The sequence below is a fragment of the Kitasatospora sp. NPDC001664 genome (assembly GCF_053596675.1).
In genome coordinates this window covers 11,967-33,475 of sequence record NZ_JBSFGS010000040.1, presented here as the reverse complement: position 1 = coordinate 33,475, position 21,509 = coordinate 11,967, and the positions used below count along the sequence as shown (strand labels likewise).

The 21,509-nt window shown below is 67.6% G+C and carries 31 protein-coding genes; 29 read left to right on the top strand and 2 right to left on the bottom strand.

Translation table 11 applies throughout. The annotated features are described in order from the left end of the window. Positions 1 to 58 precede the first annotated feature (58 nt). Both ACWCYY_RS36310 and ACWCYY_RS36305 read right to left on the bottom strand, forming a co-directional pair. Positions 59 to 1,648 carry a transporter gene (locus ACWCYY_RS36310; protein ID WP_449798473.1) on the bottom strand — a complete coding sequence of 530 codons (1,590 nt, stop codon included), beginning with the start codon at positions 1,646 to 1,648 and terminating at the stop codon, positions 59 to 61. After that, on the bottom strand, positions 1,645 to 2,406 hold the full coding sequence (locus ACWCYY_RS36305; RefSeq protein ID WP_449798472.1) for an ABC transporter ATP-binding protein: 762 nt from the start codon (positions 2,404 to 2,406) through the stop codon (positions 1,645 to 1,647). Before ACWCYY_RS36305 ends, ACWCYY_RS36310 begins: the two co-directional genes overlap by 4 nt. A gap of 160 nt (positions 2,407 to 2,566) precedes the next feature. Between ACWCYY_RS36305 and ACWCYY_RS36300 the strand changes: the two genes are divergently transcribed. From ACWCYY_RS36300 to ACWCYY_RS36160, 29 genes are all read left to right on the top strand, one after another. Next, a complete protein-coding gene (locus ACWCYY_RS36300) occupies positions 2,567 to 3,106 on the top strand; it encodes a DUF1707 and DUF4190 domain-containing protein (protein ID WP_345286250.1) in 540 nt (179 codons plus the stop codon). Positions 3,107 to 3,429: 323 nt separating this feature from the next. Next, positions 3,430 to 3,801 carry a 30S ribosomal protein S12 gene (gene rpsL / locus ACWCYY_RS36295; protein ID WP_014144289.1) on the top strand — a complete coding sequence of 124 codons (372 nt, stop codon included), beginning with the start codon at positions 3,430 to 3,432 and terminating at the stop codon, positions 3,799 to 3,801. A gap of 2 nt (positions 3,802 to 3,803) precedes the next feature. Further along, positions 3,804 to 4,274, top strand: coding sequence for a 30S ribosomal protein S7 (gene rpsG / locus ACWCYY_RS36290; RefSeq protein ID WP_030457432.1), 471 nt, complete (start codon positions 3,804 to 3,806; stop codon positions 4,272 to 4,274). Positions 4,275 to 4,313: 39 nt separating this feature from the next. Continuing rightward, positions 4,314 to 6,419 (top strand): elongation factor G, encoded by a 2,106-nt coding sequence (gene fusA / locus ACWCYY_RS36285; protein ID WP_345286247.1) that lies wholly within the window; start codon positions 4,314 to 4,316, stop codon positions 6,417 to 6,419. Positions 6,420 to 6,607: 188 nt separating this feature from the next. After that, positions 6,608 to 7,801 (top strand): elongation factor Tu, encoded by a 1,194-nt coding sequence (gene tuf / locus ACWCYY_RS36280; protein WP_345286245.1) that lies wholly within the window; start codon positions 6,608 to 6,610, stop codon positions 7,799 to 7,801. Positions 7,802 to 7,894: 93 nt separating this feature from the next. After that, entirely contained in the window at positions 7,895 to 8,881 is a 987-nt protein-coding gene (gene rfbB / locus ACWCYY_RS36275) for a dTDP-glucose 4,6-dehydratase (protein WP_449798471.1), read from the top strand. 488 nt (positions 8,882 to 9,369) lie between these two features. Continuing rightward, positions 9,370 to 9,678 carry a 30S ribosomal protein S10 gene (gene rpsJ / locus ACWCYY_RS36270; protein ID WP_012785157.1) on the top strand — a complete coding sequence of 103 codons (309 nt, stop codon included), beginning with the start codon at positions 9,370 to 9,372 and terminating at the stop codon, positions 9,676 to 9,678. Positions 9,679 to 9,692: 14 nt separating this feature from the next. Beyond that, on the top strand, positions 9,693 to 10,337 hold the full coding sequence (gene rplC / locus ACWCYY_RS36265) for a 50S ribosomal protein L3 (RefSeq protein WP_345286242.1): 645 nt from the start codon (positions 9,693 to 9,695) through the stop codon (positions 10,335 to 10,337). A gap of 1 nt (position 10,338) precedes the next feature. Then, positions 10,339 to 11,016 (top strand): 50S ribosomal protein L4, encoded by a 678-nt coding sequence (gene rplD, locus ACWCYY_RS36260; protein ID WP_345286240.1) that lies wholly within the window; start codon positions 10,339 to 10,341, stop codon positions 11,014 to 11,016. Further along, the gene (gene rplW / locus ACWCYY_RS36255; RefSeq protein ID WP_380149358.1) at positions 11,016 to 11,336 is read left to right on the top strand and encodes a 50S ribosomal protein L23; all 321 of its coding nucleotides are present in this window, start codon (positions 11,016 to 11,018) and stop codon (positions 11,334 to 11,336) included. The genes rplD and rplW overlap by 1 nt, the downstream gene beginning before the upstream one ends. A gap of 37 nt (positions 11,337 to 11,373) precedes the next feature. Then, entirely contained in the window at positions 11,374 to 12,210 is an 837-nt protein-coding gene (rplB, locus tag ACWCYY_RS36250; RefSeq protein WP_345286238.1) for a 50S ribosomal protein L2, read from the top strand. A gap of 11 nt (positions 12,211 to 12,221) precedes the next feature. Next, positions 12,222 to 12,503, top strand: a complete 282-nt coding sequence (gene rpsS / locus ACWCYY_RS36245) for a 30S ribosomal protein S19 (protein WP_345286236.1) — start codon at positions 12,222 to 12,224, stop codon at positions 12,501 to 12,503. A gap of 61 nt (positions 12,504 to 12,564) precedes the next feature. Next, the gene (gene rplV, locus ACWCYY_RS36240; protein ID WP_057231334.1) at positions 12,565 to 12,912 is read left to right on the top strand and encodes a 50S ribosomal protein L22; all 348 of its coding nucleotides are present in this window, start codon (positions 12,565 to 12,567) and stop codon (positions 12,910 to 12,912) included. After that, the gene (gene rpsC / locus ACWCYY_RS36235) at positions 12,912 to 13,739 is read left to right on the top strand and encodes a 30S ribosomal protein S3 (protein ID WP_345286233.1); all 828 of its coding nucleotides are present in this window, start codon (positions 12,912 to 12,914) and stop codon (positions 13,737 to 13,739) included. The genes rplV and rpsC overlap by 1 nt, the downstream gene beginning before the upstream one ends. A 4-nt stretch (positions 13,740 to 13,743) precedes the next feature. Beyond that, positions 13,744 to 14,163 carry a 50S ribosomal protein L16 gene (rplP, locus tag ACWCYY_RS36230; protein ID WP_030232476.1) on the top strand — a complete coding sequence of 140 codons (420 nt, stop codon included), beginning with the start codon at positions 13,744 to 13,746 and terminating at the stop codon, positions 14,161 to 14,163. Beyond that, positions 14,160 to 14,384: a 50S ribosomal protein L29 gene (gene rpmC / locus ACWCYY_RS36225; RefSeq protein WP_345286356.1), complete on the top strand. Its 225-nt coding sequence runs from the start codon at positions 14,160 to 14,162 to the stop codon at positions 14,382 to 14,384. The genes rplP and rpmC overlap by 4 nt, the downstream gene beginning before the upstream one ends. Next, positions 14,384 to 14,656, top strand: a complete 273-nt coding sequence (gene rpsQ, locus ACWCYY_RS36220) for a 30S ribosomal protein S17 (RefSeq protein ID WP_345286229.1) — start codon at positions 14,384 to 14,386, stop codon at positions 14,654 to 14,656. The genes rpmC and rpsQ overlap by 1 nt, the downstream gene beginning before the upstream one ends. Before the next feature lie 99 nt (positions 14,657 to 14,755). Beyond that, complete coding sequence (gene rplN / locus ACWCYY_RS36215) at positions 14,756 to 15,127, top strand: 50S ribosomal protein L14 (RefSeq protein ID WP_014136277.1); 372 nt, start codon at positions 14,756 to 14,758, stop codon at positions 15,125 to 15,127. A gap of 15 nt (positions 15,128 to 15,142) precedes the next feature. Then, positions 15,143 to 15,454: a 50S ribosomal protein L24 gene (gene rplX / locus ACWCYY_RS36210; protein WP_345286354.1), complete on the top strand. Its 312-nt coding sequence runs from the start codon at positions 15,143 to 15,145 to the stop codon at positions 15,452 to 15,454. Continuing rightward, on the top strand, positions 15,454 to 16,023 hold the full coding sequence (rplE, locus tag ACWCYY_RS36205; RefSeq protein ID WP_345286227.1) for a 50S ribosomal protein L5: 570 nt from the start codon (positions 15,454 to 15,456) through the stop codon (positions 16,021 to 16,023). The genes rplX and rplE overlap by 1 nt, the downstream gene beginning before the upstream one ends. 4 nt (positions 16,024 to 16,027) lie before the next feature. Further along, positions 16,028 to 16,213, top strand: a complete 186-nt coding sequence (locus ACWCYY_RS36200; RefSeq protein WP_030055830.1) for a type Z 30S ribosomal protein S14 — start codon at positions 16,028 to 16,030, stop codon at positions 16,211 to 16,213. Between the two features lie 269 nt (positions 16,214 to 16,482). Continuing rightward, on the top strand, positions 16,483 to 16,890 hold the full coding sequence (gene rpsH / locus ACWCYY_RS36195) for a 30S ribosomal protein S8 (protein WP_345286223.1): 408 nt from the start codon (positions 16,483 to 16,485) through the stop codon (positions 16,888 to 16,890). Between the two features lie 22 nt (positions 16,891 to 16,912). Then, entirely contained in the window at positions 16,913 to 17,452 is a 540-nt protein-coding gene (gene rplF / locus ACWCYY_RS36190; RefSeq protein WP_345286221.1) for a 50S ribosomal protein L6, read from the top strand. A gap of 3 nt (positions 17,453 to 17,455) precedes the next feature. After that, positions 17,456 to 17,839, top strand: coding sequence for a 50S ribosomal protein L18 (rplR, locus tag ACWCYY_RS36185; RefSeq protein ID WP_345286219.1), 384 nt, complete (start codon positions 17,456 to 17,458; stop codon positions 17,837 to 17,839). A 48-nt stretch (positions 17,840 to 17,887) separates the two neighbouring features. Beyond that, on the top strand, positions 17,888 to 18,523 hold the full coding sequence (gene rpsE, locus ACWCYY_RS36180) for a 30S ribosomal protein S5 (protein WP_345286217.1): 636 nt from the start codon (positions 17,888 to 17,890) through the stop codon (positions 18,521 to 18,523). Next, a complete protein-coding gene (gene rpmD / locus ACWCYY_RS36175; protein WP_014136270.1) occupies positions 18,523 to 18,705 on the top strand; it encodes a 50S ribosomal protein L30 in 183 nt (60 codons plus the stop codon). The genes rpsE and rpmD overlap by 1 nt, the downstream gene beginning before the upstream one ends. A gap of 1 nt (position 18,706) precedes the next feature. Beyond that, positions 18,707 to 19,162, top strand: a complete 456-nt coding sequence (gene rplO, locus ACWCYY_RS36170; RefSeq protein WP_345286214.1) for a 50S ribosomal protein L15 — start codon at positions 18,707 to 18,709, stop codon at positions 19,160 to 19,162. Positions 19,163 to 19,472: 310 nt separating this feature from the next. After that, positions 19,473 to 20,783 carry a preprotein translocase subunit SecY gene (secY, locus tag ACWCYY_RS36165; protein ID WP_345286212.1) on the top strand — a complete coding sequence of 437 codons (1,311 nt, stop codon included), beginning with the start codon at positions 19,473 to 19,475 and terminating at the stop codon, positions 20,781 to 20,783. Continuing rightward, a complete protein-coding gene (locus ACWCYY_RS36160; RefSeq protein WP_345286210.1) occupies positions 20,783 to 21,436 on the top strand; it encodes an adenylate kinase in 654 nt (217 codons plus the stop codon). Before secY ends, ACWCYY_RS36160 begins: the two co-directional genes overlap by 1 nt. Positions 21,437 to 21,509 lie beyond the last annotated feature (73 nt).

The window sequence follows — 21,509 nt, the reverse complement described above, 5'->3', positions numbered from 1 at the left end:
AGCAATGATGCCGGAGCGGCAGCGCCGCCCCGGCATCGTCGTCCTCACGCGGACGCGGTCAGCGCTCGATCGCCGTCGCCAGGATCTCCGGCAGCCGCTCCAACAGCCGGGCGGCCGCCAGCCGGGTGCCGAGCACCGCGAACAGCGCGCCGTACAGCAGCCCGCCCGGCAGCACCGTCCACTCGGGCAGCACCAGCATCAGCAGGGCGACCGGCGAGGCGATCAGCGCGGCCAGCAGCATCGAGCCGAAGGTGTTCAGCATCACCAGTCCGCCCTGGCCCGGTGCGGCGTTGCGCATCGGATTGGAGTCGGCCGGCAGCGCGAACGGGGCCAGCACGCTGAGCAGCGCCCCGGCACCGACCCCGGCGCCGAGGCCGGCGAGGGCCAGGCCGAGCGCCGGCGGCCACTCGGACCACTTCCCGGTGACCACCGCCAGCACCAGCGACAGCACCACCGTCACCGGCACCGCGTACGAGAGCACCCCGTAGGCGCGGCCGCGCAGCTCGTCCCGGGCGTCGGCCGGGCCGGCCAGGGTGGCCGAGACCATCCAGAACGCCGAGCCGTCCATGCCGAACAGGTTGACCATCTGCAGCCCGAGCATCATGCCGGTGAAGGAGACCAGGTAGACCGTGGCCCAGCCCTGCACCATCGACAGCACGCACATCACCAGCGTCATGCCGATGCTGGTGAAGACGGCCGCCTTGGCCCGCGGCTCGCGCCAGGCGTAGCGCAGGTGACGCTGCATCACCGCGCCGACCCGGCCCTCCGGGAAGAAGTCCCGGGTGGAGCGGCCGACCTGGCGGGTGGTGATCAGGGTGGAGGAGTCCGCGGTGACCATCAGGTCCACCAGGCTCCGACGCCACCAGCGCAGCAGCAGCACCAGCAGCGCGGCGGTGGCCGTCAGCTGGAGCAGCGCCAGCGGCACGGACTCGCCGGCCGTCCGGCCCGCGTCCAGCGCGCTGACCGGCGGGATCCAGCGCAGCACCGCGGCGAACGGCTCCAGCGGCGAGAGGTCCAGGCCCTTCTCGCCGGACTTGCCGAGGATCGACTGCGAGACCAGGTTGCCGACCTGGATCAGCAGCGCGAACAGCAGGCCGCCGAAGATCGCGAAGTCCTTGCCCCGGCGGCTGGAGAGCAGCTTGGCGTTGCCCGCCGCCACCGCCCGGGAGAGCGTCACCAGGGTGAGCACCGTCAGCGGCACCCCGAGCACCGCGAACGGCACCGAGACCGCGCCCGCCGAGCCGGCCACCGCGGCGCCGCTCAGCATCACCAGGGCGATCACCGGGCCGGGCCCGATCAGCGCACCCAGCAGGGTGCCGCGCAGCATCGCGGCAGGACGCAGCGGCAGCATGGTCAGCCGGGTGGGGTCGGCGGCCTCGTCGCTGCTGAACAGGAAGAGGGGGAGTGCGCCCCAGCCGATCGCCATCGAGGTGGTGAGCATCACGGCGGCGTCGCCGGCCCCGGCGTGGCCGTGCAGGAAGGCGAAGGCGGTGGCGATCAGCGCGGTGAGCAGGAGGCCGGCCAGCGAGCCGATCACGTACAGCGCCCGCCGGCCCGGGCTGCGCCTGAGCCCGTTGGCGAGCAGCCGGAGCTTGAGCCGGACCAGGGTGCGGACGACCACCGCGTCCGGGGTGACGGCGGCGCTCACCTCGCCTCGCCCAGCCAGTCCAGGCCCTGGCCCTCGTCCTCGCGGACGCCGATCAGTTCCAGGAAGGCGGTGTGCAGCGAGCGCTCGCCGCGGACGTCGTCCAGCGGGCCCTGGGCGATCACCTGACCCGCGTTCACCACCGCGACCCAGTCGCAGAGTTGCTCCACCAGCTCCATCACGTGGCTGGAGAAGACCACGGTGGAGCCGCTGGCGGCGTACCGCTTGAGCACCCCGCGGATGGTCTGGGCGGAGACCGGGTCGACGCCCTCGAAGGGCTCGTCGAGGAAGAGCACGTCCGGGTTGTGCAGCAACGCGGCGGCCAGCCCGATCTTCTTCCGCATGCCGGTGGAGTAGTCGGCCACCAGCTTGTCGGCGGCGGCCTGCAGGTCCAGCACGGTGAGCAGTTCCTCGGCGCGGCGGTCCACCTCGGCACCGGGCAGCCCCCGCAGCCGCCCGTTGTACTGGAGGAGCTCGCGGCCGCTGAGCCGCTCGAACATGCGCAGGCCCTCGGGCAGGATGCCGATCCGGGCCTTCACGCTCACCGGGTCGGCCCAGACGTCGGCGCCGTGCACCCGCACGGTGCCGTGGTCGGGCCTGAGCAGGCCGGTGACCATCGAGAGGGTGGTGGTCTTGCCGGCCCCGTTGGGTCCGACCAGGCCGATGAAGGAGCCGGCGGGCAGGTCGAGGGTGAGTCCGGCCACGGCGGCGTGGTCGCCGAAGCGCTTCCACAGGTCGTGGATGCTGACGGCAGGTGTCATGTGCGCACTCCTAGGTACGGGTCTACCGTCAGCTTTTCAGAGGAACCCCGGACGGCGGCACCCTTCGAACGGCGGGAAGTGATCATGGTCCGTCCGGGTGAAGTTGCAACTGCCGGGCGGTGTCCTTCGTCATGCTGACTGGGGGACACGAGGAGGACCGATGAACGTCCAGCCGTGGGGTCCGCAGTACCCGCAGCAGCAGCCGGCGCGTCAGCAGGACGCCCAGCTGGCCATGCGGGCCGGCCACACCGACCGCGAGCGCGCGGTAGACGTGCTGAAGGCCGCGTACGCGGAGGGTCGGCTGTCCGCCGACGAGTACGGCCAGCGCTTCGAGGCGGTGCAGCGGGCCAAGACGTACGGCCAACTCGCCTACCTGGTCTCGGACCTGCCCGTCGGCCCGGCACCGACGCCGATGGTGGTGCCGATGGCCGCCGTCGCCCCGCTGCCGCCGCCGTACTTCCCGCCGCCCAAGGCCCGGACCAACCCGCTGGCCGTGACCTCCCTGGTGCTCGGGCTGTTGTGCCTGCCGAGCCTCGGCATGACGGGCGTGCCGGCCGTGGTGACCGGGCACCTGGCGAAGGGTCAGATCCGGCAGAGCCGCGAGGAGGGCGACGGGATGGCCACCGCCGGCCTGGTGTTCGGCTGGATGGCGGTGTCGTTCTGGGTGCTGGCGATGATCAGCCTGGCCGCCTCGGGCTGAGCCGCCGGGCCCCGGTGCCGCCCCGGCCACCGCCCGTGACCGGCCCGGTCGCGGGCGGAGCTGCGGCGTTGCATTTGTTTTGACCGGCGCGGATGCGCTAGGTACGCTCTGACCTTGTGCCTGGGGTGTCCCCGGGTCCTTGTGCGTGCCAGCAGACCGGCCGCAGTGCCGGAGCGGTTCACCGCTCCGTGAGCGGCGTCACTGCACATCCATGGATTCCGTTCCTCGGACGAGGCTCAACACACCCGACCGCGTGGGTCGGAGAGTTGAGGACATCGCAGGTTAGTTTTACGCAGCCTTGGCACACAGAAAACGGAGAAACGGTGCCTACGATCCAGCAGCTGGTCCGAAAGGGCCGGCAGGACAAGGTCGAGAAGAACAAGACGCCCGCGCTGAAGGGTTCCCCCCAGCGCCGTGGCGTCTGCACGCGTGTGTACACCACCACCCCGAAGAAGCCGAACTCCGCGCTTCGCAAGGTGGCCCGTGTGCGCCTCACCAGCGGGATCGAGGTCACCGCCTACATTCCGGGCGAGGGCCACAACCTGCAGGAGCACTCCATCGTGCTGGTTCGCGGTGGCCGTGTGAAGGACCTTCCTGGTGTCCGCTACAAGATCATCCGCGGTTCGCTTGACACCCAGGGTGTCAAGAACCGCAAGCAGGCTCGCAGCCGCTACGGCGCCAAGAAGGAGAAGTAAGAATGCCTCGTAAGGGCCCCGCCCCGAAGCGCCCGGTCATCATTGACCCGGTCTACGGCTCCCCGCTGGTGACCTCGCTGGTCAACAAGATCCTGCTGCACGGCAAGCGCTCCACCGCCGAGCGGATCGTCTACGGCGCCCTCGAGGGCGTCCGTGAGAAGACCGGTGCCGACCCCGTGGTCGCCCTCAAGCGTGCGCTTGAGAACGTCAAGCCCACCCTTGAGGTGAAGTCCCGCCGCGTCGGTGGCGCCACCTACCAGGTGCCGGTCGAGGTCCGCCCGGGCCGCGCCAACACCCTGGCCCTTCGCTGGCTGGTCGGGTACTCCCGCGCCCGTCGTGAGAAGACCATGACCGAGCGTCTGCTCAACGAGATCCTCGACGCCTCCAACGGCCTCGGTGCTTCCGTGAAGCGTCGTGAGGACACCCACAAGATGGCCGAGTCCAACAAGGCCTTCGCGCACTACCGCTGGTAGTCCGAACCCCGTCACTAGACAGAGAGAGAACGAGCCACCATGGCTGCAACCTCCCTTGACCTGGCCAAGACCCGGAACATCGGGATCATGGCCCACATCGACGCGGGCAAGACCACCACCACCGAGCGGATCCTGTTCTACACCGGTGTGTCGTACAAGATCGGTGAGGTCCACGATGGCGCTGCCACCATGGACTGGATGGAGCAGGAGCAGGAGCGCGGCATCACGATCACGTCGGCCGCGACGACCTGTCACTGGACCCTCGACGGTGTCGACAACACCATCAACATCATCGACACCCCGGGTCACGTCGACTTCACCGTCGAGGTGGAGCGTTCGCTCCGCGTCCTCGACGGCGGCGTGACGGTGTTCGACGGCGTTGCCGGTGTCGAGCCCCAGTCCGAGACGGTCTGGCGTCAGGCCGACCGTTACGGCGTCCCGCGCATCTGCTTCATCAACAAGCTGGACCGCACGGGCGCGGACTTCTACTTCTGCGTCAAGACCATCGTGGACCGCCTCGGCGCGACCCCGCTGGTCATGCAGCTCCCGATCGGCGCCGAGGGTGACTTCACCGGTGTCGTCGACCTGGTGAAGATGAAGGCCCTGGTCTGGTCCGCGGACGCGCCCAAGGGCGAGATGTACGACACCGTCGACATCCCGGCCGACCTGGCGGACAAGGCTGCCGAGTACCGCGAGCAGCTCCTCGACACCGTGTCCAACGTCTCCGACGAGGTCATGGAGCTCGCCCTCGAGGGCGAGGACATCCCCGAGGACGTCCTGGTCGCCGCGATCCGCAAGGGCACGCTGAACTCGGACTTCACCCCGATCTTCTGCGGCTCGGCGTTCAAGAACAAGGGCGTCCAGCCCCTGCTCGACGCGGTTGTGAAGTACCTGCCGTCGCCCCTCGACATCGAGGGCATCGAGGGCACGAAGCCGAACAACCCCGACGAGAAGATCGTCCGTCAGGCCTCGGACGACGAGCCGCTCGCCGCGCTCGCGTTCAAGATCATGTCTGACCCGCACCTGGGCAAGCTCACCTTCGTCCGCGTGTACTCCGGCCGCCTGGAGTCCGGCACCTCGGTGCTGAACTCCGTCAAGGGCAAGAAGGAGCGCATCGGCAAGATCTACCGCATGCACGCGAACAAGCGTGAGGAGATCGACTCGGTGGGCGCCGGCGACATCATCGCCGTCATGGGCCTCAAGCAGACCACCACCGGTGAGACGCTGTCCGACGAGAAGAACCCGGTCATCCTGGAGTCCATGGACTTCCCGGCCCCGGTCATCCGCGTCGCGATCGAGCCCAAGTCCAAGGGTGACCAGGAGAAGCTGGGTGTCGCCATCCAGCGTCTCGCCGAGGAGGACCCGTCCTTCCAGGTCAACACGGACGAGGAGACCGGCCAGACCATCATCGCGGGTATGGGCGAGCTGCACCTCGAGGTGCTCGTCGACCGTATGCGCCGTGAGTTCAAGGTCGAGGCCAACGTCGGCAAGCCGCAGGTCGCGTACCGCGAGACGATCCGCAAGGCCGTCGAGCGCATCGACTACACGCACAAGAAGCAGACCGGTGGCTCCGGCCAGTTCGCGAAGATCCAGATCGCGATCGAGCCGATCGAGTCCGGCGAGGGCTACGAGTTCGTGAACAAGGTCACCGGTGGCCGCGTTCCGAAGGAGTACATCCCCTCGGTCGACGCCGGTTGCCAGGAGGCCATGGAGTTCGGTGTCCTCGCCGGCTACCCGCTCCAGGGTGTCCGCGTGACCCTGCTCGACGGTGCCTCGCACGACGTCGACTCCTCCGAGCTCGCCTTCAAGATCGCCGGTTCCATGGCGTTCAAGGAGGGTGCGAAGAAGGCCGGCCCGGCTCTGCTGGAGCCGATGATGGCCGTCGAGGTCACCACGCCCGAGGACTACATGGGCGACGTGATCGGCGACATCAACTCTCGCCGTGGCCAGATCCGGTCCATGGACGAGCGTCACGGTGCCCGCGTCGTTTCGGCGCTGGTGCCGCTCTCCGAGATGTTCGGCTACGTCGGTGACCTGCGCAGCAAGACCTCTGGTCGCGCGAGCTACTCGATGCAGTTCGACTCGTACGCCGAGGTTCCGCGGAACGTGGCGGACGACATCATCGCCAAGGCCAAGGGTGAGTGACGTCCCGACATTCGGGATGTTCGTAACCCCTTAGGCTATTAGGAGGTGAACCTGGGGAATCCACCCGGATTCCCCAGGTCCCCTCCGCCCCCACCCGCGGGACGGCACGGGCCCAGGCCCGGACCAAACCCGATCAAAGACCAACTGACGTCAGCACGGCGTACAGAACTGTCCTCAGGAGGACTGCAGTGGCGAAGGCGAAGTTCGAGCGGACGAAGCCCCACGTCAACATCGGCACCATCGGTCACATCGACCACGGTAAGACCACTCTTACCGCGGCCATCACCAAGGTGCTGCACGACGCGTACCCGGAGATCAACCCCTTCACGCCGTTCGACCAGATCGACAAGGCGCCGGAGGAGCGGCAGCGCGGTATCACCATCTCGATCGCGCACGTCGAGTACCAGACCGAGGCGCGTCACTACGCCCACGTCGACTGCCCGGGTCACGCGGACTACATCAAGAACATGATCACCGGTGCGGCCCAGATGGACGGTGCGATCCTCGTCGTCGCCGCCACCGACGGCCCGATGCCGCAGACCAAGGAGCACGTCCTCCTGGCCCGCCAGGTCGGCGTCCCCTACATCGTCGTCGCGCTGAACAAGTCCGACATGGTGGACGACGAGGAGATCCTGGAGCTCGTCGAGCTCGAGGTCCGCGAGCTGCTCTCCGAGTACGACTTCCCGGGCGACGACCTGCCGGTCGTCCGCGTCTCGGCGCTGAAGGCGCTCGAGGGCGACGCCGAGTGGGGCCAGAAGCTCCTCGGCCTGATGGAGGCCGTGGACGAGGCCATCCCGACCCCGGCCCGTGCCGTGGACCAGCCGTTCCTGATGCCGATCGAGGACGTCTTCACGATCACCGGTCGTGGCACCGTCGTCACCGGCCGCATCGAGCGCGGTGTCCTCAAGGTCAACGAGACTGTCGACATCATCGGCATCAAGGAGACCAAGACCACCACCACGGTCACCGGCATCGAGATGTTCCGCAAGCTGCTCGACGAGGGCCAGGCCGGTGAGAACGTCGGTCTGCTCCTCCGTGGCATCAAGCGCGAGGACGTCGAGCGCGGCCAGGTCATCATCAAGCCGGGCTCGGTCACCCCGCACACCGAGTTCAAGGCCCAGGCCTACATCCTGTCGAAGGACGAGGGTGGCCGTCACACCCCGTTCTTCAACAACTACCGCCCGCAGTTCTACTTCCGTACCACGGACGTGACCGGCGTCGTGACCCTCCCCGAGGGCACCGAGATGGTCATGCCGGGCGACAACACCGCCATGGACGTCGTGCTGATCCAGCCGATCGCCATGGAGGAGGGCCTGAAGTTCGCCATCCGTGAGGGTGGCCGCACCGTCGGCGCCGGCCAGGTCACCCAGATCGTCAAGTAATTGCCGATCTGACCACTGGTCAGCCGGAGGGCCCGCCCCCCGTCCGCGAGGACGGAGGGCGGGCCCTCCGCCGTTCCACAGCAAGGCACCACCATGCGCATCCTCGTCACCGGCGGGGCCGGCTTCGTCGGCTCCGCGTACGTCCGGGCCAGGCTGGCGGCCGACCCCGCGGCCCGGGTCACCGTGCTCGACGCGCTCACCTACGCGGGCGTCGAGGCCAACCTCGCCCCGGTGGCCGGCCACCCCGGCTACTCCTTCGTCCGGGGCGACGTCTGCGACCGCGAGCTGGTGGAGCGGGTGCTCCCCGGCCACGACGCGGTGGTGCACTTCGCCGCCGAGACCCACGTGGACCGCTCGATCGCCGGAGCCGCCCCCTTCGTGCGCACCAACGTGCTCGGCACCCAGGTCCTGCTGGACGCGGCGCTGGAGCACGGTGTCGGCCGCTTCCTGCACGTCTCCACCGACGAGGTCTACGGCTCGATCGCCGAGGGCTCCTGGACCGAGGACGAGCCGCTCGCGCCGAACTCCCCGTACGCCGCCTCCAAGGCCGCCGCCGACCTGCTCGCCCTCTCCTGCCACCGCACCCACGGCCTGGACGTGGTGGTCACCCGCTCCTCCAACACCTACGGGCCGTACCAGTTCCCGGAGAAGCTGATCCCGTTCTTCGCCACCGAGCTGCTGGACGGCCGGACCGTCCCGCTCTACGGCGACGGCGGTCACGTCCGGGACTGGCTGCACGTGGACGACCACTGCCGGGGCATCGAGCTGGCCCTGGCCCGCGGCCGGGCCGGCCGGGTCTACCACCTGGGCGGGGGAACCGAGTTGACCAACCGTGAGCTCACCGGCCTACTGCTGGCCGCCACCGGCCGCGGTTGGGAGGCGGTCCGCCGCGCGCCCGACCGCAAGGGCCACGACCGGCGGTACTCGCTGGACGGCGCCCGGGCCCGCGCCGAGCTCGGCTACCAGCCGCGGGTGGAGTTCCGGGCCGGCCTGGCCGACACCGTCCGCTGGTACCGCGAGCACCGCGACTGGTGGCAGCCGCTGCGGGTCGGAGACCGAACTGTCGTACAGCGGGCCTGAGTTGGAGCCCGCGGGGGCGCGTGGTGCGGATCACGCGCTGCTCCGATTGGCATCCGACCTGCCGATTGTGGCAGGATGTCCTAGTTGCTCGGTTGAGTTGCCGATGCTGCGCGCCTCCCGCCGGGAGGACTGGAAGCGAGTCCCAGGTACTCGTCGTTCCCGTGATGGCCGTTCATATTCCCACGTGCTGTATGTGGGCGTAGTGGTGTGTAGTCGACACCGCGGCAGCTGCGGGGCGGACGTACGGGAATCTTCCGGGAAGCGTGGGCAGGGCCTCGACCCGGCGCCTGGCGGGTGCAAGACCTCGCCGACCCCGATGTACCGAGACCGAGAAGGCGTGACCTTCCCGGTTTCTTGCAAGCGAGAGGGCGACACGCCCGAGCGCGGGGGTCGGAGAAGGTAACCACCCGGGGGTGCCACCGGACCAAGCCACCCGGCCGAATCCGGCTGCAGAAGCAACAGACGACACAAAGGACTACTGAGTAGCCATGGCGGGACAGAAGATCCGCATCCGGCTCAAGGCCTACGACCACGAGGTGATTGACTCCTCGGCGAAGAAGATCGTCGAGACCGTCATTCGCACTGGTGCGCAGGTCGCGGGCCCGGTGCCGCTGCCCACTGAGAAGAACGTTTACTGCGTCATCCGCTCGCCGCACAAGTACAAGGACTCGCGCGAGCACTTCGAGATGCGCACTCACAAGCGTCTGATCGACATCCTCGACCCGACCCCGAAGACCGTTGACTCGCTGATGCGCCTCGACCTTCCGGCCGGCGTCGACATCGAGATCAAGCTCTGAGAGGCGCGACGAAGATGGCAAAGCAGATTAAGGGCATCCTGGGCGAGAAGCTCGGCATGACCCAGGTCTGGGACGAGAACAACCGGATCGTTCCGGTGACCGTCGTCAAGGCCGGGCCCAATGTCGTGACCCAGGTCCACACCGCTGACGGCATCGGCTACGACGCCGTGCAGATCGGCTTCGGCGAGATCGACCCCCGCAAGGTGAACAAGCCCCTCGCGGGTCACTTCGCCAAGGCCGGTGTCACCCCGCGCCGCTTCCTGGTCGAGCTCCGCACCGCGGATGCTTCCGAGTACACCCTCGGCCAGGAGATCACCGCAGAGCTGTTCGAGGCGGGTGTCAAGGTCGACGTGACCGGCACCTCCAAGGGCAAGGGCTTCGCCGGTGTCATGAAGCGTCACAACTTCAAGGGCCTCGGCGCCGGTCACGGCACCCAGCGCAAGCACCGTTCGCCCGGCTCGATCGGTGGCTGCGCCACCCCGGGTCGCGTGTTCAAGGGCATGCGCATGGCTGGTCGGATGGGCCACGAGCGTGTGACCACCCAGAACCTGACCGTGCACGCGGTCGACGCGGAGAAGGGCCTGCTCCTCATCAAGGGTGCGGTCCCGGGCCCGAACGGCGGCCTCGTCCTCGTCCGCACCGCGGCGAAGGGGCTGTGAAATGAGCACCATTGACATCCTGTCGCCGGCTGGCGACAAGGCCGGCAGCCTCGAGCTGCCCGCCGAGATCTTCGACGCCAAGGTCAGCATCCCGCTGATGCACCAGGTCGTCGTGGCGCAGCTCGCTGCCGCCCGTCAGGGCACCCACAAGACCAAGACCCGCGGCGAGGTCCGTGGCGGCGGCAAGAAGCCGTACCGCCAGAAGGGCACCGGTCGCGCCCGTCAGGGCTCGACCCGTGCGCCGCAGTTCGCCGGCGGTGGCGTCGTGCACGGTCCCGTGCCGCGCGACTACTCGCAGCGGACCCCGAAGAAGATGATCGCCGCCGCTCTGCGTGGCGCGCTCACCGACCGGGCCCGCCACAACCGCATCCACGTCGTCACCGGCGTCGTTGCGGCCGAGGCGCCGTCGACCAAGGCCGCCAAGGGCCTGTTCGGCAAGATCTCCGAGCGCAAGAACGTCCTCCTGGTCGTCGAGCGCGAGGACGAGCTGGGCATCAAGTCCGCTCGCAACCTGCCGAACGTGCACATCCTGGACGCGGGTCAGCTGAACACCTACGACGTGCTCGTCTCCGACGACGTGGTCTTCACCCAGGCCGCCTTCGAGCGTTTCGTGGCCGGTCCGGCCGCGTCCGCCAAGGCCGTGGCTGCTGAGGGCGAGCTCGAAGGGAGCGCCGCCTGATGGCTGCAGAGATCACGAGCAAGACGTTCACGGACCCCCGTGACGTCCTGGTGAAGCCGGTCATCTCCGAGAAGAGCTACTCGCTCCTCGACGAGAACAAGTACACGTTCATCGTGTCGCCGGGGTCCAACAAGACCCAGATCAAGCAGGCCGTCGAGGCGGTCTTCTCGGTCAAGGTCGAGGCTGTCAACACGATCAACCGTCAGGGCAAGCGCAAGCGCTCCAAGACCGGTTTCGGCAAGCGCAAGGACACCAAGCGCGCCATCGTGACGCTGGCCGAGGGCAACCGCATCGACATCTTCGGTGGTCCGACCTCCTGACGGAGGACTCGGATCGTCGTTAAGGACGAGGACGAAAATGGGTATCCGCAAGTACAAGCCGACTACGCCGGGCCGTCGTGGCTCGAGCGTGGCCGACTTCGTCGAGATCACGCGGTCCACGCCGGAGAAGTCGCTGGTTCGCCCGCTGCACAGCAAGGGCGGCCGTAACAACGCCGGTCGTGTCACCGCTCGCCACCAGGGTGGCGGCCACAAGCGCGCCTACCGCGTGATCGACTTCCGTCGTCACGACAAGGACGGCGTGCCGGCCAAGGTCGCTCACATCGAGTACGACCCCAACCGCACCGCGCGCATCGCGCTCCTGCACTACGCGGACGGCGAGAAGCGCTACATCATCGCCCCGCGCGGCATCGCCCAGGGTGACCGGATCGAGAACGGCCCCGCGGCCGACATCAAGCCGGGCAACAACCTGCCGCTGCGCAACATCCCGGTCGGTACCACCATCCACGCGGTGGAGCTGCGTCCCGGCGGCGGTGCCAAGATGGCCCGCTCCGCCGGCTCCGGCATCCAGCTGCTGGCGCGTGAGGGCAAGATGGCGCACCTGCGCATGCCCTCCGGTGAGATCCGCCTGGTCGACGCCCGCTGCCGCGCCACTGTCGGCGAGGTCGGCAACGCCGAGCAGTCGAACATCAACTGGGGCAAGGCCGGCCGTATGCGCTGGAAGGGCGTCCGCCCGACCGTGCGTGGTGTGGCCATGAACCCGATCGACCACCCGCACGGTGGTGGTGAGGGTAAGACCTCCGGTGGTCGCCACCCGGTCTCGCCGTGGGGTAAGCCCGAGGGCCGTACCCGTCGCCCGAACAAGGCGTCGGACAAGCTCATCGTGCGCCGCCGCAAGACCAACAAGAAGCGCTAGGAGCAGGTCAGATGCCGCGCAGTCTCAAGAAGGGCCCCTTCATCGACGGCCACCTTCTCAAGAAGGTGGACGCGCAGAACGAGGCGGGCACCCAGAACGTCATCAAGACCTGGTCCCGTCGCTCCGTGATCGCCCCGAGCATGCTCGGTCACACGATCGCGGTCCACGATGGCCGCAAGCACGTCCCGGTGTTCGTCACCGAGTCGATGGTCGGCCACAAGCTCGGCGAGTTCGCCCCCACGCGCACCTTCAAGGGGCACGTGAAGGACGACCGCAAGTCGAAGCGCCGCTAGTCGCTCCGCGAGCTTCAGCGCCAGCACGACTCAAGTGACTTACTCCATTAAGGGGACAACCATGGAAGCCAGGGCCCAGGCGCGGTACATCCGCGTCACGCCCATGAAGGCCCGCCGCGTGGTGGACCTCATCCGTGGCATGAGTGCCACGGAGGCCCAGGCGGTCCTGCGTTTCGCTCCGCAGGCTGCCACCGTGCCGGTCGGCAAGGTGCTCAACAGCGCCATCGCCAACGCCGCGCACAACTACAACCACTCCAACGTGGACGACCTCGTCATCAGCGAGGCGTACGTTGACGAGGGCCCGACCCTGAAGCGGTTCCGTCCGCGCGCCCAGGGCCGTGCCTACCGGATCCGCAAGCGGACCAGCCACATCACCGTGGTCGTCAGCAGCAAGGAAGGGACCCGGTAATGGGCCAGAAGGTTAACCCGCACGGGTTCCGCCTCGGCATCAGCACGGACTTCAAGTCCCGCTGGTACGCCGACAAGCTGTACAAGGACTACGTCAAGGAAGACGTCGCCATTCGTCGCATGATGACGAAGGGCATGGAGCGCGCCGGCATCTCCAAGGTCGAGATCGAGCGCACCCGCGACCGCGTCCGCGTCGACATCCACACCGCTCGCCCCGGCATCGTCATCGGCCGCCGTGGCACCGAGGCCGACCGCATCCGCGGTGACCTCGAGAAGCTGACCGGCAAGCAGGTCCAGCTGAACATCCTCGAGGTCAAGAACCCCGAGCTGGACGCCCAGCTCGTGGCTCAGGGCGTCGCGGAGCAGCTGTCCTCCCGCGTGTCGTTCCGCCGTGCCATGCGCAAGTCGATGCAGGGCACCATGAAGTCCGGCGCCAAGGGCATCAAGGTCCAGTGCTCCGGTCGTCTCGGCGGCGCCGAGATGAGCCGTTCGGAGTTCTACCGCGAGGGTCGCGTGCCGCTGCACACCCTCCGTGCGAACGTCGACTACGGCTTCTTCGAGGCCAAGACCACCTTCGGCCGCATCGGCGTGAAGGTCTGGATCTACAAGGGCGACGTCAAGAACATCGCCGAGGTCCGCGCTGAGAACGCCGCTGCCCGCTCGGGCAACCGTCCGGCCCGCAACGACGCCCGCCCCGCGCGTGGCGGCGAGCGCGGTGGCCGTGGCGGCGAGCGTGGCGCCCGTGGCGGTCGTCGTCCCGCGAACACCGAGGCCCCGGCCGCGGTGACCGAGGCGCCGGCTGCCGAGAGCACCGGAACGGAGGCCTGACCTCATGCTGATCCCCCGTCGGGTCAAGCACCGCAAGCAGCACCACCCGAAGCGCCGTGGCGCTGCCAAGGGTGGCACCGAGCTGGCGTTCGGCCAGTTCGGCATCCAGGCCGTCACCCCGGCCTACGTGACGAACCGTCAGATCGAGTCCGCTCGTATCGCGATCACCCGTCACATCCGCCGTGGCGGCAAGGTCTGGATCAACATCTACCCGGACCGTCCGCTGACCAAGAAGCCGGCCGAGACCCGCATGGGTTCCGGTAAGGGTTCGCCGGAGTGGTGGATCGCGAACGTGCACCCGGGTCGGGTCATGTTCGAGCTGTCGTACCCGAACGAGAAGGTGGCTCGCGAGGCGCTCACCCGCGCCGCGCACAAGCTGCCGATGAAGTGCCGGATCGTCCGGCGCGAGGACGGTGAGAGCTGATGTCGGCCACGAAGGCTGCAGAGCTTCGCGAGCTGGACAACGAGGCTCTCGTCGCCAAGCTCCGTGAGGCGAAGGAGGAGCTGTTCAACCTCCGCTTCCAGGCGGCGACCGGGCAGCTCGACAACCACGGACGGCTCAAGCTCGTCCGTAAGGACATCGCGCGGATCTACACCCTGATGCGCGAGCGCGAGCTGGGCATCGAGACGGTGGAGAACGCCTGATGACTGAGAACACCAACGAGACGCGCAGCTTCCGCAAGACCCGTGAGGGTCTCGTCGTCAGCGACAAGATGGACAAGACCGTCGTCGTCGCCGTCGAGGACCGCGTCAAGCACGCGCTGTACGGCAAGGTCATCCGCCGTACGAACAAGCTGAAGGCGCACGACGAGGCGAACGCCTGCGGCATCGGCGACCGGGTCCTCCTCATGGAGACCCGCCCGCTGTCCGCGACGAAGCGCTGGCGCGTCGTCGAGATCCTCGAGAAGGCCAAGTAACGAAGCCGATGTGGTACGGCCGTATGTGCCTGGTGTCGCAAGACGACCGGGTGAGCAGCGGCCGGCCCGTCGACCTTCGTTGACGATCAGGAGAAAGCTGTGATCCAGCAGGAGTCGCGACTGCGCGTCGCCGACAACACCGGTGCCAAGGAGATCCTTTGCATCCGTGTTCTCGGTGGCTCCGGTCGCCGCTACGCCGGTATCGGGGACGTCATCGTCGCCACCGTCAAGGACGCGATCCCCGGCGGTTCGGTGAAGAAGGGTGACGTCGTCAAGTGCGTCGTCGTCCGCACCGTCAAGGAGCGTCGTCGTCCGGATGGCTCGTACATCCGCTTCGACGAGAACGCCGCCGTCGTTCTGAAGAACGCCGATGGTGACCCCCGTGGCACCCGCATCTTCGGCCCGGTGGGCCGCGAGCTGCGCGACAAGAAGTTCATGAAGATCATCTCGCTGGCGCCGGAGGTGCTCTAACCCATGGCGAACAGCATGAAGATCAAGAAGGGTGACCTGGTTCAGGTCATCACCGGCAAGGACAAGGGCAAGCAGGGCAAGGTCATCCAGGCCATCCCCGCCGAGAACAAGGTCCTGGTCGAGGGTGTGAACCGGGTCAAGAAGCACACCAAGCCGGGTCCGGGCACCCAGGGTGGCATTGTCACCGTCGAGGCTCCCGTTCACGTCTCCAACGTCCAGCTGGTCGTGGAGAAGGACGGCAAGAAGGTCGTCACCCGCGTTGGTTACCGCTTCGACGACGAGGGCAACAAGATCCGCGTTGCCAAGCGAACCGGTGAGGACATCTGATGTCTGAGACGACTGTTGAGAAGGTGGCCCCCCGCCTCAAGGAGCGTTACAACTCCGAGGTGAAGGGCCAGCTGCAGGAGCAGTTCAAGTACGAGAACGTCATGCTGATCCCCGGCCTGGTCAAGGTCGTGGTCAACATGGGTGTCGGCGAGGCTGCCCGTGACAGCAAGCTGATCGAGGGCGCGATCCGCGACCTCACCGCCATCACCGGCCAGAAGCCGGCGGTGACGAAGGCCCGTAAGTCCATCGCGCAGTTCAAGCTGCGCGAGGGCCAGCCGATCGGCACCCACGTCACCCTCCGTGGTGACCGCATGTGGGAGTTCGTGGACCGTCTGGTGTCGCTGGCCCTGCCGCGTATCCGTGACTTCCGCGGCCTCTCGCCGAAGCAGTTCGACGGCCGTGGCAACTACACGTTCGGTCTGACCGAGCAGGTCATGTTCCACGAGATCGACCAGGACAAGGTCGACCGTCAGCGCGGTATGGACATCACCGTCGTGACCACCGCTCAGAACGACGACGAGGGCCGGGCGCTCCTGCGCGCTCTGGGCTTCCCGTTCAAGGAGGCGTGAGCCAATGGCGAAGAAGTCCCTCATCGCGAAGTCCGAGCGCAAGCCGAAGTTCGGCGTGCGTGCGTACACCCGCTGCCAGCGCTGCGGCCGTCCGCACTCGGTGTACCGCAAGTTCGGCCTGTGCCGTGTGTGCCTCCGTGAGATGGCGCACCGCGGCGAGCTGCCGGGCGTGACCAAGAGCTCCTGGTAAGCCAGAGCCTTAGTCGCACCAGCGAATCAGCAGGAGTGCCCGACCCCACACGCCCCCGTTTTGGGGGAGCCGTACGGAATCCCGTAAGGTAGTGGGGTCGGGCCCCCTGTCGCGGTCAGTTGTGTGCTGTCCGCGACCCTCTGTGAGAGGGCTCGCACCCAGTCTTACTACGTCGCAGGTCCCCTGCGTCTGTGCCCCCGCCGCACTCCACGAGTGCGTCGGGGGGACCTGGCGCGGAGAAACCACGGCGAGAGAGGCCTGAGGCCATCATGACCATGACCGACCCCATCGCAGACATGCTCACGCGTCTGCGTAACGCGAACTCGGCGTACCACGACACCGTGGCGATGCCGGCCAGCAAGCTCAAGGCGCACGTCGCCGAGATCCTGCAGCAGGAGGGGTACATCTCCTCCTACAAGGTTGAGGAGCCGGTTGAGGGCGAGGTCAGCAAGAAGCTGACCATCGAGCTCAAGTTCGGCCCCAACCGTGAGCGCTCCATCGCCGGCATCAAGCGCATCAGCAAGCCGGGTCTGCGCGTTTACGCAAAGTCCACCAACCTGCCGAAGGTCCTCGGCGGCCTGGGCGTGGCGATCATCTCCACGTCCTCGGGTCTCCTCACGGACAAGCAGGCTGCCAAGAAGGGCGTAGGCGGAGAAGTTCTCGCCTACGTCTGGTAATTCGGGAAACGGAGGTACAGCAATGTCTCGCATTGGACGGCTGCCCATCCCGGTTCCCGCCGGCGTGGACGTCACCATCGATGGCCAGGCGGTCTCGGTGAAGGGCCCCAAGGGCACCCTCACCCACGTCGTCGCCGCGCCGATCGAGATCGGCAAGGGCGAGGACGGCACGCTGCTCGTCACCCGCCCGAACGACGAGCGTCAGTCGAAGGCCCTCCACGGCCTTTCCCGCACGCTGGTGGCGAACATGATCACCGGCGTGACCGCGGGCTACCGCAAGTCGCTCGAGATCAGCGGTGTTGGTTACCGTGTCGCCGCGAAGGGCTCCGACATGGAGTTCCAGCTCGGCTACAGCCACCCGATCCTGGTCGAGGCGCCGGAGGGCATCTCCTTCGTCGTCGAGTCGCCCACCAAGTTCCACGTGGACGGCACCGACAAGCAGAAGGTCGGCGAGGTCGCCGCGAAGATCCGCAAGCTGCGGAAGCCCGACCCGTACAAGGCCAAGGGTGTCAAGTACGCGGGCGAGGTCATCCGCCGCAAGGTCGGAAAGAGTGGTAAGTAAGCCATGACTGTCTCTGTCAAGATCGGCAAGGGCAACGGCTACAAGAACGCCGCCCGCAAGCGCCGCGCGATCCGCGTTCGCAAGCGCGTCGTCGGCACCGAGGTGCGTCCGCGCCTCGTTGTGACGCGCTCGAACCGTCACATGGTCGCCCAGGTCATCGACGACGCCAAGGGTCACACCCTGGCGTCGGCGTCCACCCTCGACGTGTCCATCAAGGGCAACGAGGGCGACAAGACCGAGCTGGCCAAGAAGGTCGGGAGCCTGGTCGCCGAGCGCGCCAAGGCCGCCGGCATCGAGTCGGTCGTCTTCGACCGCGCGGGCAACCGGTACGCCGGCCGCATCGCCGCCCTGGCGGACGCGGCCCGCGAGGCCGGGCTCGACTTCTAAGCCGCTCGTCGACCCAGTCGACGGACGTAAACGAGAGAGGTAATACCAATGGCTGGACCCCAGCGCCGCGGCAGCGGCGCCGGCGGCGGCACCGGCGGTGGCGAGCGGCGTGACCGTAAGCGCGACGACCGGGGCAACGCCCCCGCCGTCGAGAAGACTGCTTACGTCGAGCGCGTCGTCGCGATCAACCGTGTCGCCAAGGTTGTCAAGGGTGGTCGTCGTTTCAGCTTCACCGCGCTGGTCGTGGTGGGCGACGGTGACGGCACCGTGGGTGTCGGTTACGGGAAGGCGAAGGAGGTTCCGGCCGCCATCGCCAAGGGTGTTGAGGAGGCCAAGAAGAACTTCTTCAAGGTCCCCCGTATCCAGGGCACCATCCCGCACCCGATCCAGGGTGAGAAGGCCGCCGGCGTCGTGCTCCTGAAGCCGGCGTCCCCCGGTACCGGTGTTATCGCCGGTGGCCCGGTGCGTGCCGTCCTGGAGTGCGCCGGCGTTCACGACATCCTGTCGAAGTCGCTCGGCTCGGACAACGCCATCAACATCGTGCACGCCACGGTTGCCGCTCTGAAGGGCCTCGTGCGCCCCGAGGAGATCGCGGCCCGTCGTGGCCTGCCGCTGGAGGACGTGGCCCCGGCCGCGCTGCTGCGCGCCCGTGCCGCCGGTACCGCTGCGGCGGTGAGCGCCTGATGGCTCGCCTGAAGGTCACTCAGACCAAGTCGTACATCGGCAGCAAGCAGAACCACCGTGACACCCTGCGCTCGCTCGGCCTCAAGCGGCTGAACGACACCGTGGTGAAGGAGGACCGCCCGGAGATCCGCGGCATGGTCCACACCGTTCGTCACCTCGTCACGGTCGAGGAGGTGGACTGAAATGGCAGACAACTCGCCGATCAAGATCCACAACCTGCGCCCGGCCCCCGGTGCCAAGACCGACAAGATCCGCGTCGGTCGTGGTGAGGGTTCCAAGGGTAAGACCGCAGGTCGTGGTACCAAGGGCACCAAGGCCCGCTACCAGGTTCCGCAGCGCTTCGAGGGTGGCCAGATGCCCCTCCACATGCGCCTGCCGAAGCTGAAGGGCTTCAAGAACCCGGCCCACAAGCAGTTCCAGGTCGTGAACCTGGACAAGCTGGCCGAGCTCTACCCGAACGGTGGCGAGGTCACCGTGGCCGACCTGATCGCGAAGGGCGCCGTTCGCAAGAACGAGCTCGTCAAGGTCCTCGGCCAGGGCGACATCGCGGTCGCGCTGCAGGTGACGGTCGACGCCGTCTCCGGCTCCGCCGCCGAGAAGATCACCGCCGCCGGCGGTTCGGTCACCGAGCTCATCTGAGCCCGCTGACGTTCCTCGGAACCCCGTTCCTCCTTCGGGAGGGGCGGGGTTCCGTGCTTTCCCGGCCGATTTTCCGCTGACTTTTGTGTGTCAAAACGGGCATCCCGTCCCCCGTGCGTGGGGGAGGGGTGGTACGCGCTTCTTTCGGGTGGCCGAGCACTGTTAGAGTCCGTGGAGTTCCCTTGTAGGCTGCGCCCAGGCTTGCCTGTGCCGTCCGGAGAAACCCGGGGCCCACGGGGGCTGCAATCCCCACACACCCATTCAGGACCGACCCTTCCGCCGACGACGTGCGGGAGGCGCAGGAGGCACCGTGCTCAGTGCGTTCGCGCGGGCGTTCCAGACGCCCGACCTGCGCAAGAAGCTGCTGTTCACGCTGGGCATCATGGTGCTGTTCCGGCTGGGCGCCCACGTTCCCGTACCGGGCGTCGACTTCGTCGCGGTCAACCAGTGTCTGAAGGACCAGTCGCAGAGTGGTCTGTTCGGCCTGGTGAACCTCTTCAGCGGTGGCGCGCTGCTCCAGCTGACGATCTTCGCGCTCGGCATCATGCCGTACATCACGGCCAGCATCATCCTCCAGCTCCTCACCGTGGTCATCCCGCGGCTCGAGGCGCTGAAGAAGGAGGGCCAGGCCGGCACCGCGAAGATCACCCAGTACACCCGCTACCTGACCATCGCGCTCGCCGTGCTCCAGGGCACCGGCATCGTCGCGACGGCCTCCAGCGGCGCCCTGTTCTCGGGCTGCTCGCTCGCCAACCAGGTGGTGCCGGACCAGTCGATCTTCCGCATCGCCTCCATGGTGATCACCATGACCGCGGGCACCACCGTGGTCATGTGGCTCGGTGAGCTGATCACCGACCGCGGCATCGGCAACGGCATGTCCATCCTGATCTTCACCTCCATCGCCTCCGGCTTCCCGGGCTCGATGTGGGCGATCAAGCTCTCCGGCAAGATCGGTGGCGGCTGGGTCGAGTTCTTCAGCGTGATCGCGATCGGCGTCGTCGTCGTGATCCTGGTCATCTTCGTCGAGCAGGCGCAGCGCCGGATCCCGGTCCAGTACGCCAAGCGCATGATCGGCCGCCGCGCCTTCGGCGGCACCTCGACCTACATCCCGCTGAAGGTCAACCAGGCGGGTGTCATCCCGGTCATCTTCGCCTCCTCGCTGCTGTACATCCCGGCGCTGGTGGCGCAGTTGACGAACAGCCAGGCCGGCTGGGCGCAGTGGATCAACACCAACTTCGTCCGCGGTGACCACCCGATCTACATGGCCACCTACTTCGTGCTGATCGTGTTCTTCGCGTTCTTCTACGTCGCCATCTCCTTCAACCCCGAAGAAGTTGCCGACAACATGAAGAAGTATGGTGGGTTCATCCCGGGCATCCGGGCCGGCCGACCGACGGCCGAGTACCTTAACTACGTGCTGACCCGTATCACGTGGCCGGGGTCGCTCTACCTGGGCCTGATCGCGTTGATCCCGATGATCGCCCTGGTCGCCTTCAACGCGAACCAAAACTTCCCGTTCGGTGGCACCAGTGTGCTCATCGTCGTCGGTGTCGGACTCGAAACTGTGAAGCAGATCGAGAGCCAGCTCCAGCAGCGTAATTACGAAGGGTTCCTCCGCTGATGCGTATCGTCCTCGTCGGACCTCCCGGGGCCGGGAAGGGTACTCAGGCGCACGTCCTGGCCAAGACCCTGTCCATTCCCCACATCTCCACCGGAGACCTGTTCCGCGCCAACATCAGCCAGGGCACCCCGTTGGGGCTCGAGGCGAAGGCGTACATGGACGCGGGTCGCCTGGTACCGGATGAGGTCACCATCGGGATGGCCAAGGACCGCATGCTCCAGGACGACGCCGCCAACGGCTTCCTGCTGGACGGCTTCCCGCGGAACCTCGGCCAGGCCAAGGCCCTGGACGAGATCCTGGCCGAGGCCGGCATCGCCCTGGACGGCGTGCTGGACCTGGAGGTCCCCGAGGACGAGGTCGTGAAGCGGATCGCCGGTCGCCGGCTCTGCCGCAACAACGGCGCCCACGTCTTCCACGTGGTCTACAACCCGCCGAAGGCCGAGGGCGTCTGCGACGAGTGCGGCGGCGAGCTGTACCAGCGCTCGGACGATACCGAAGAGGCCGTCCGGGTCCGCCTGGAGGAGTACCACACCAAGACCGAGCCGATCATCGGCTACTACGCGGACCAGGGTCTGCTGGTCACCATCTCGGCGCTGGGCAAGGTCGACGAGGTCACCGAGCGCGCGGTCGGCGCACTGAAGAAGAACGCCTGACGGTCTGACGACGACGGCCGGGAAGCCCCTCGTGGACTTCCCGGCCGTCGTCGCGTCGTACCGTAGGTGAGTA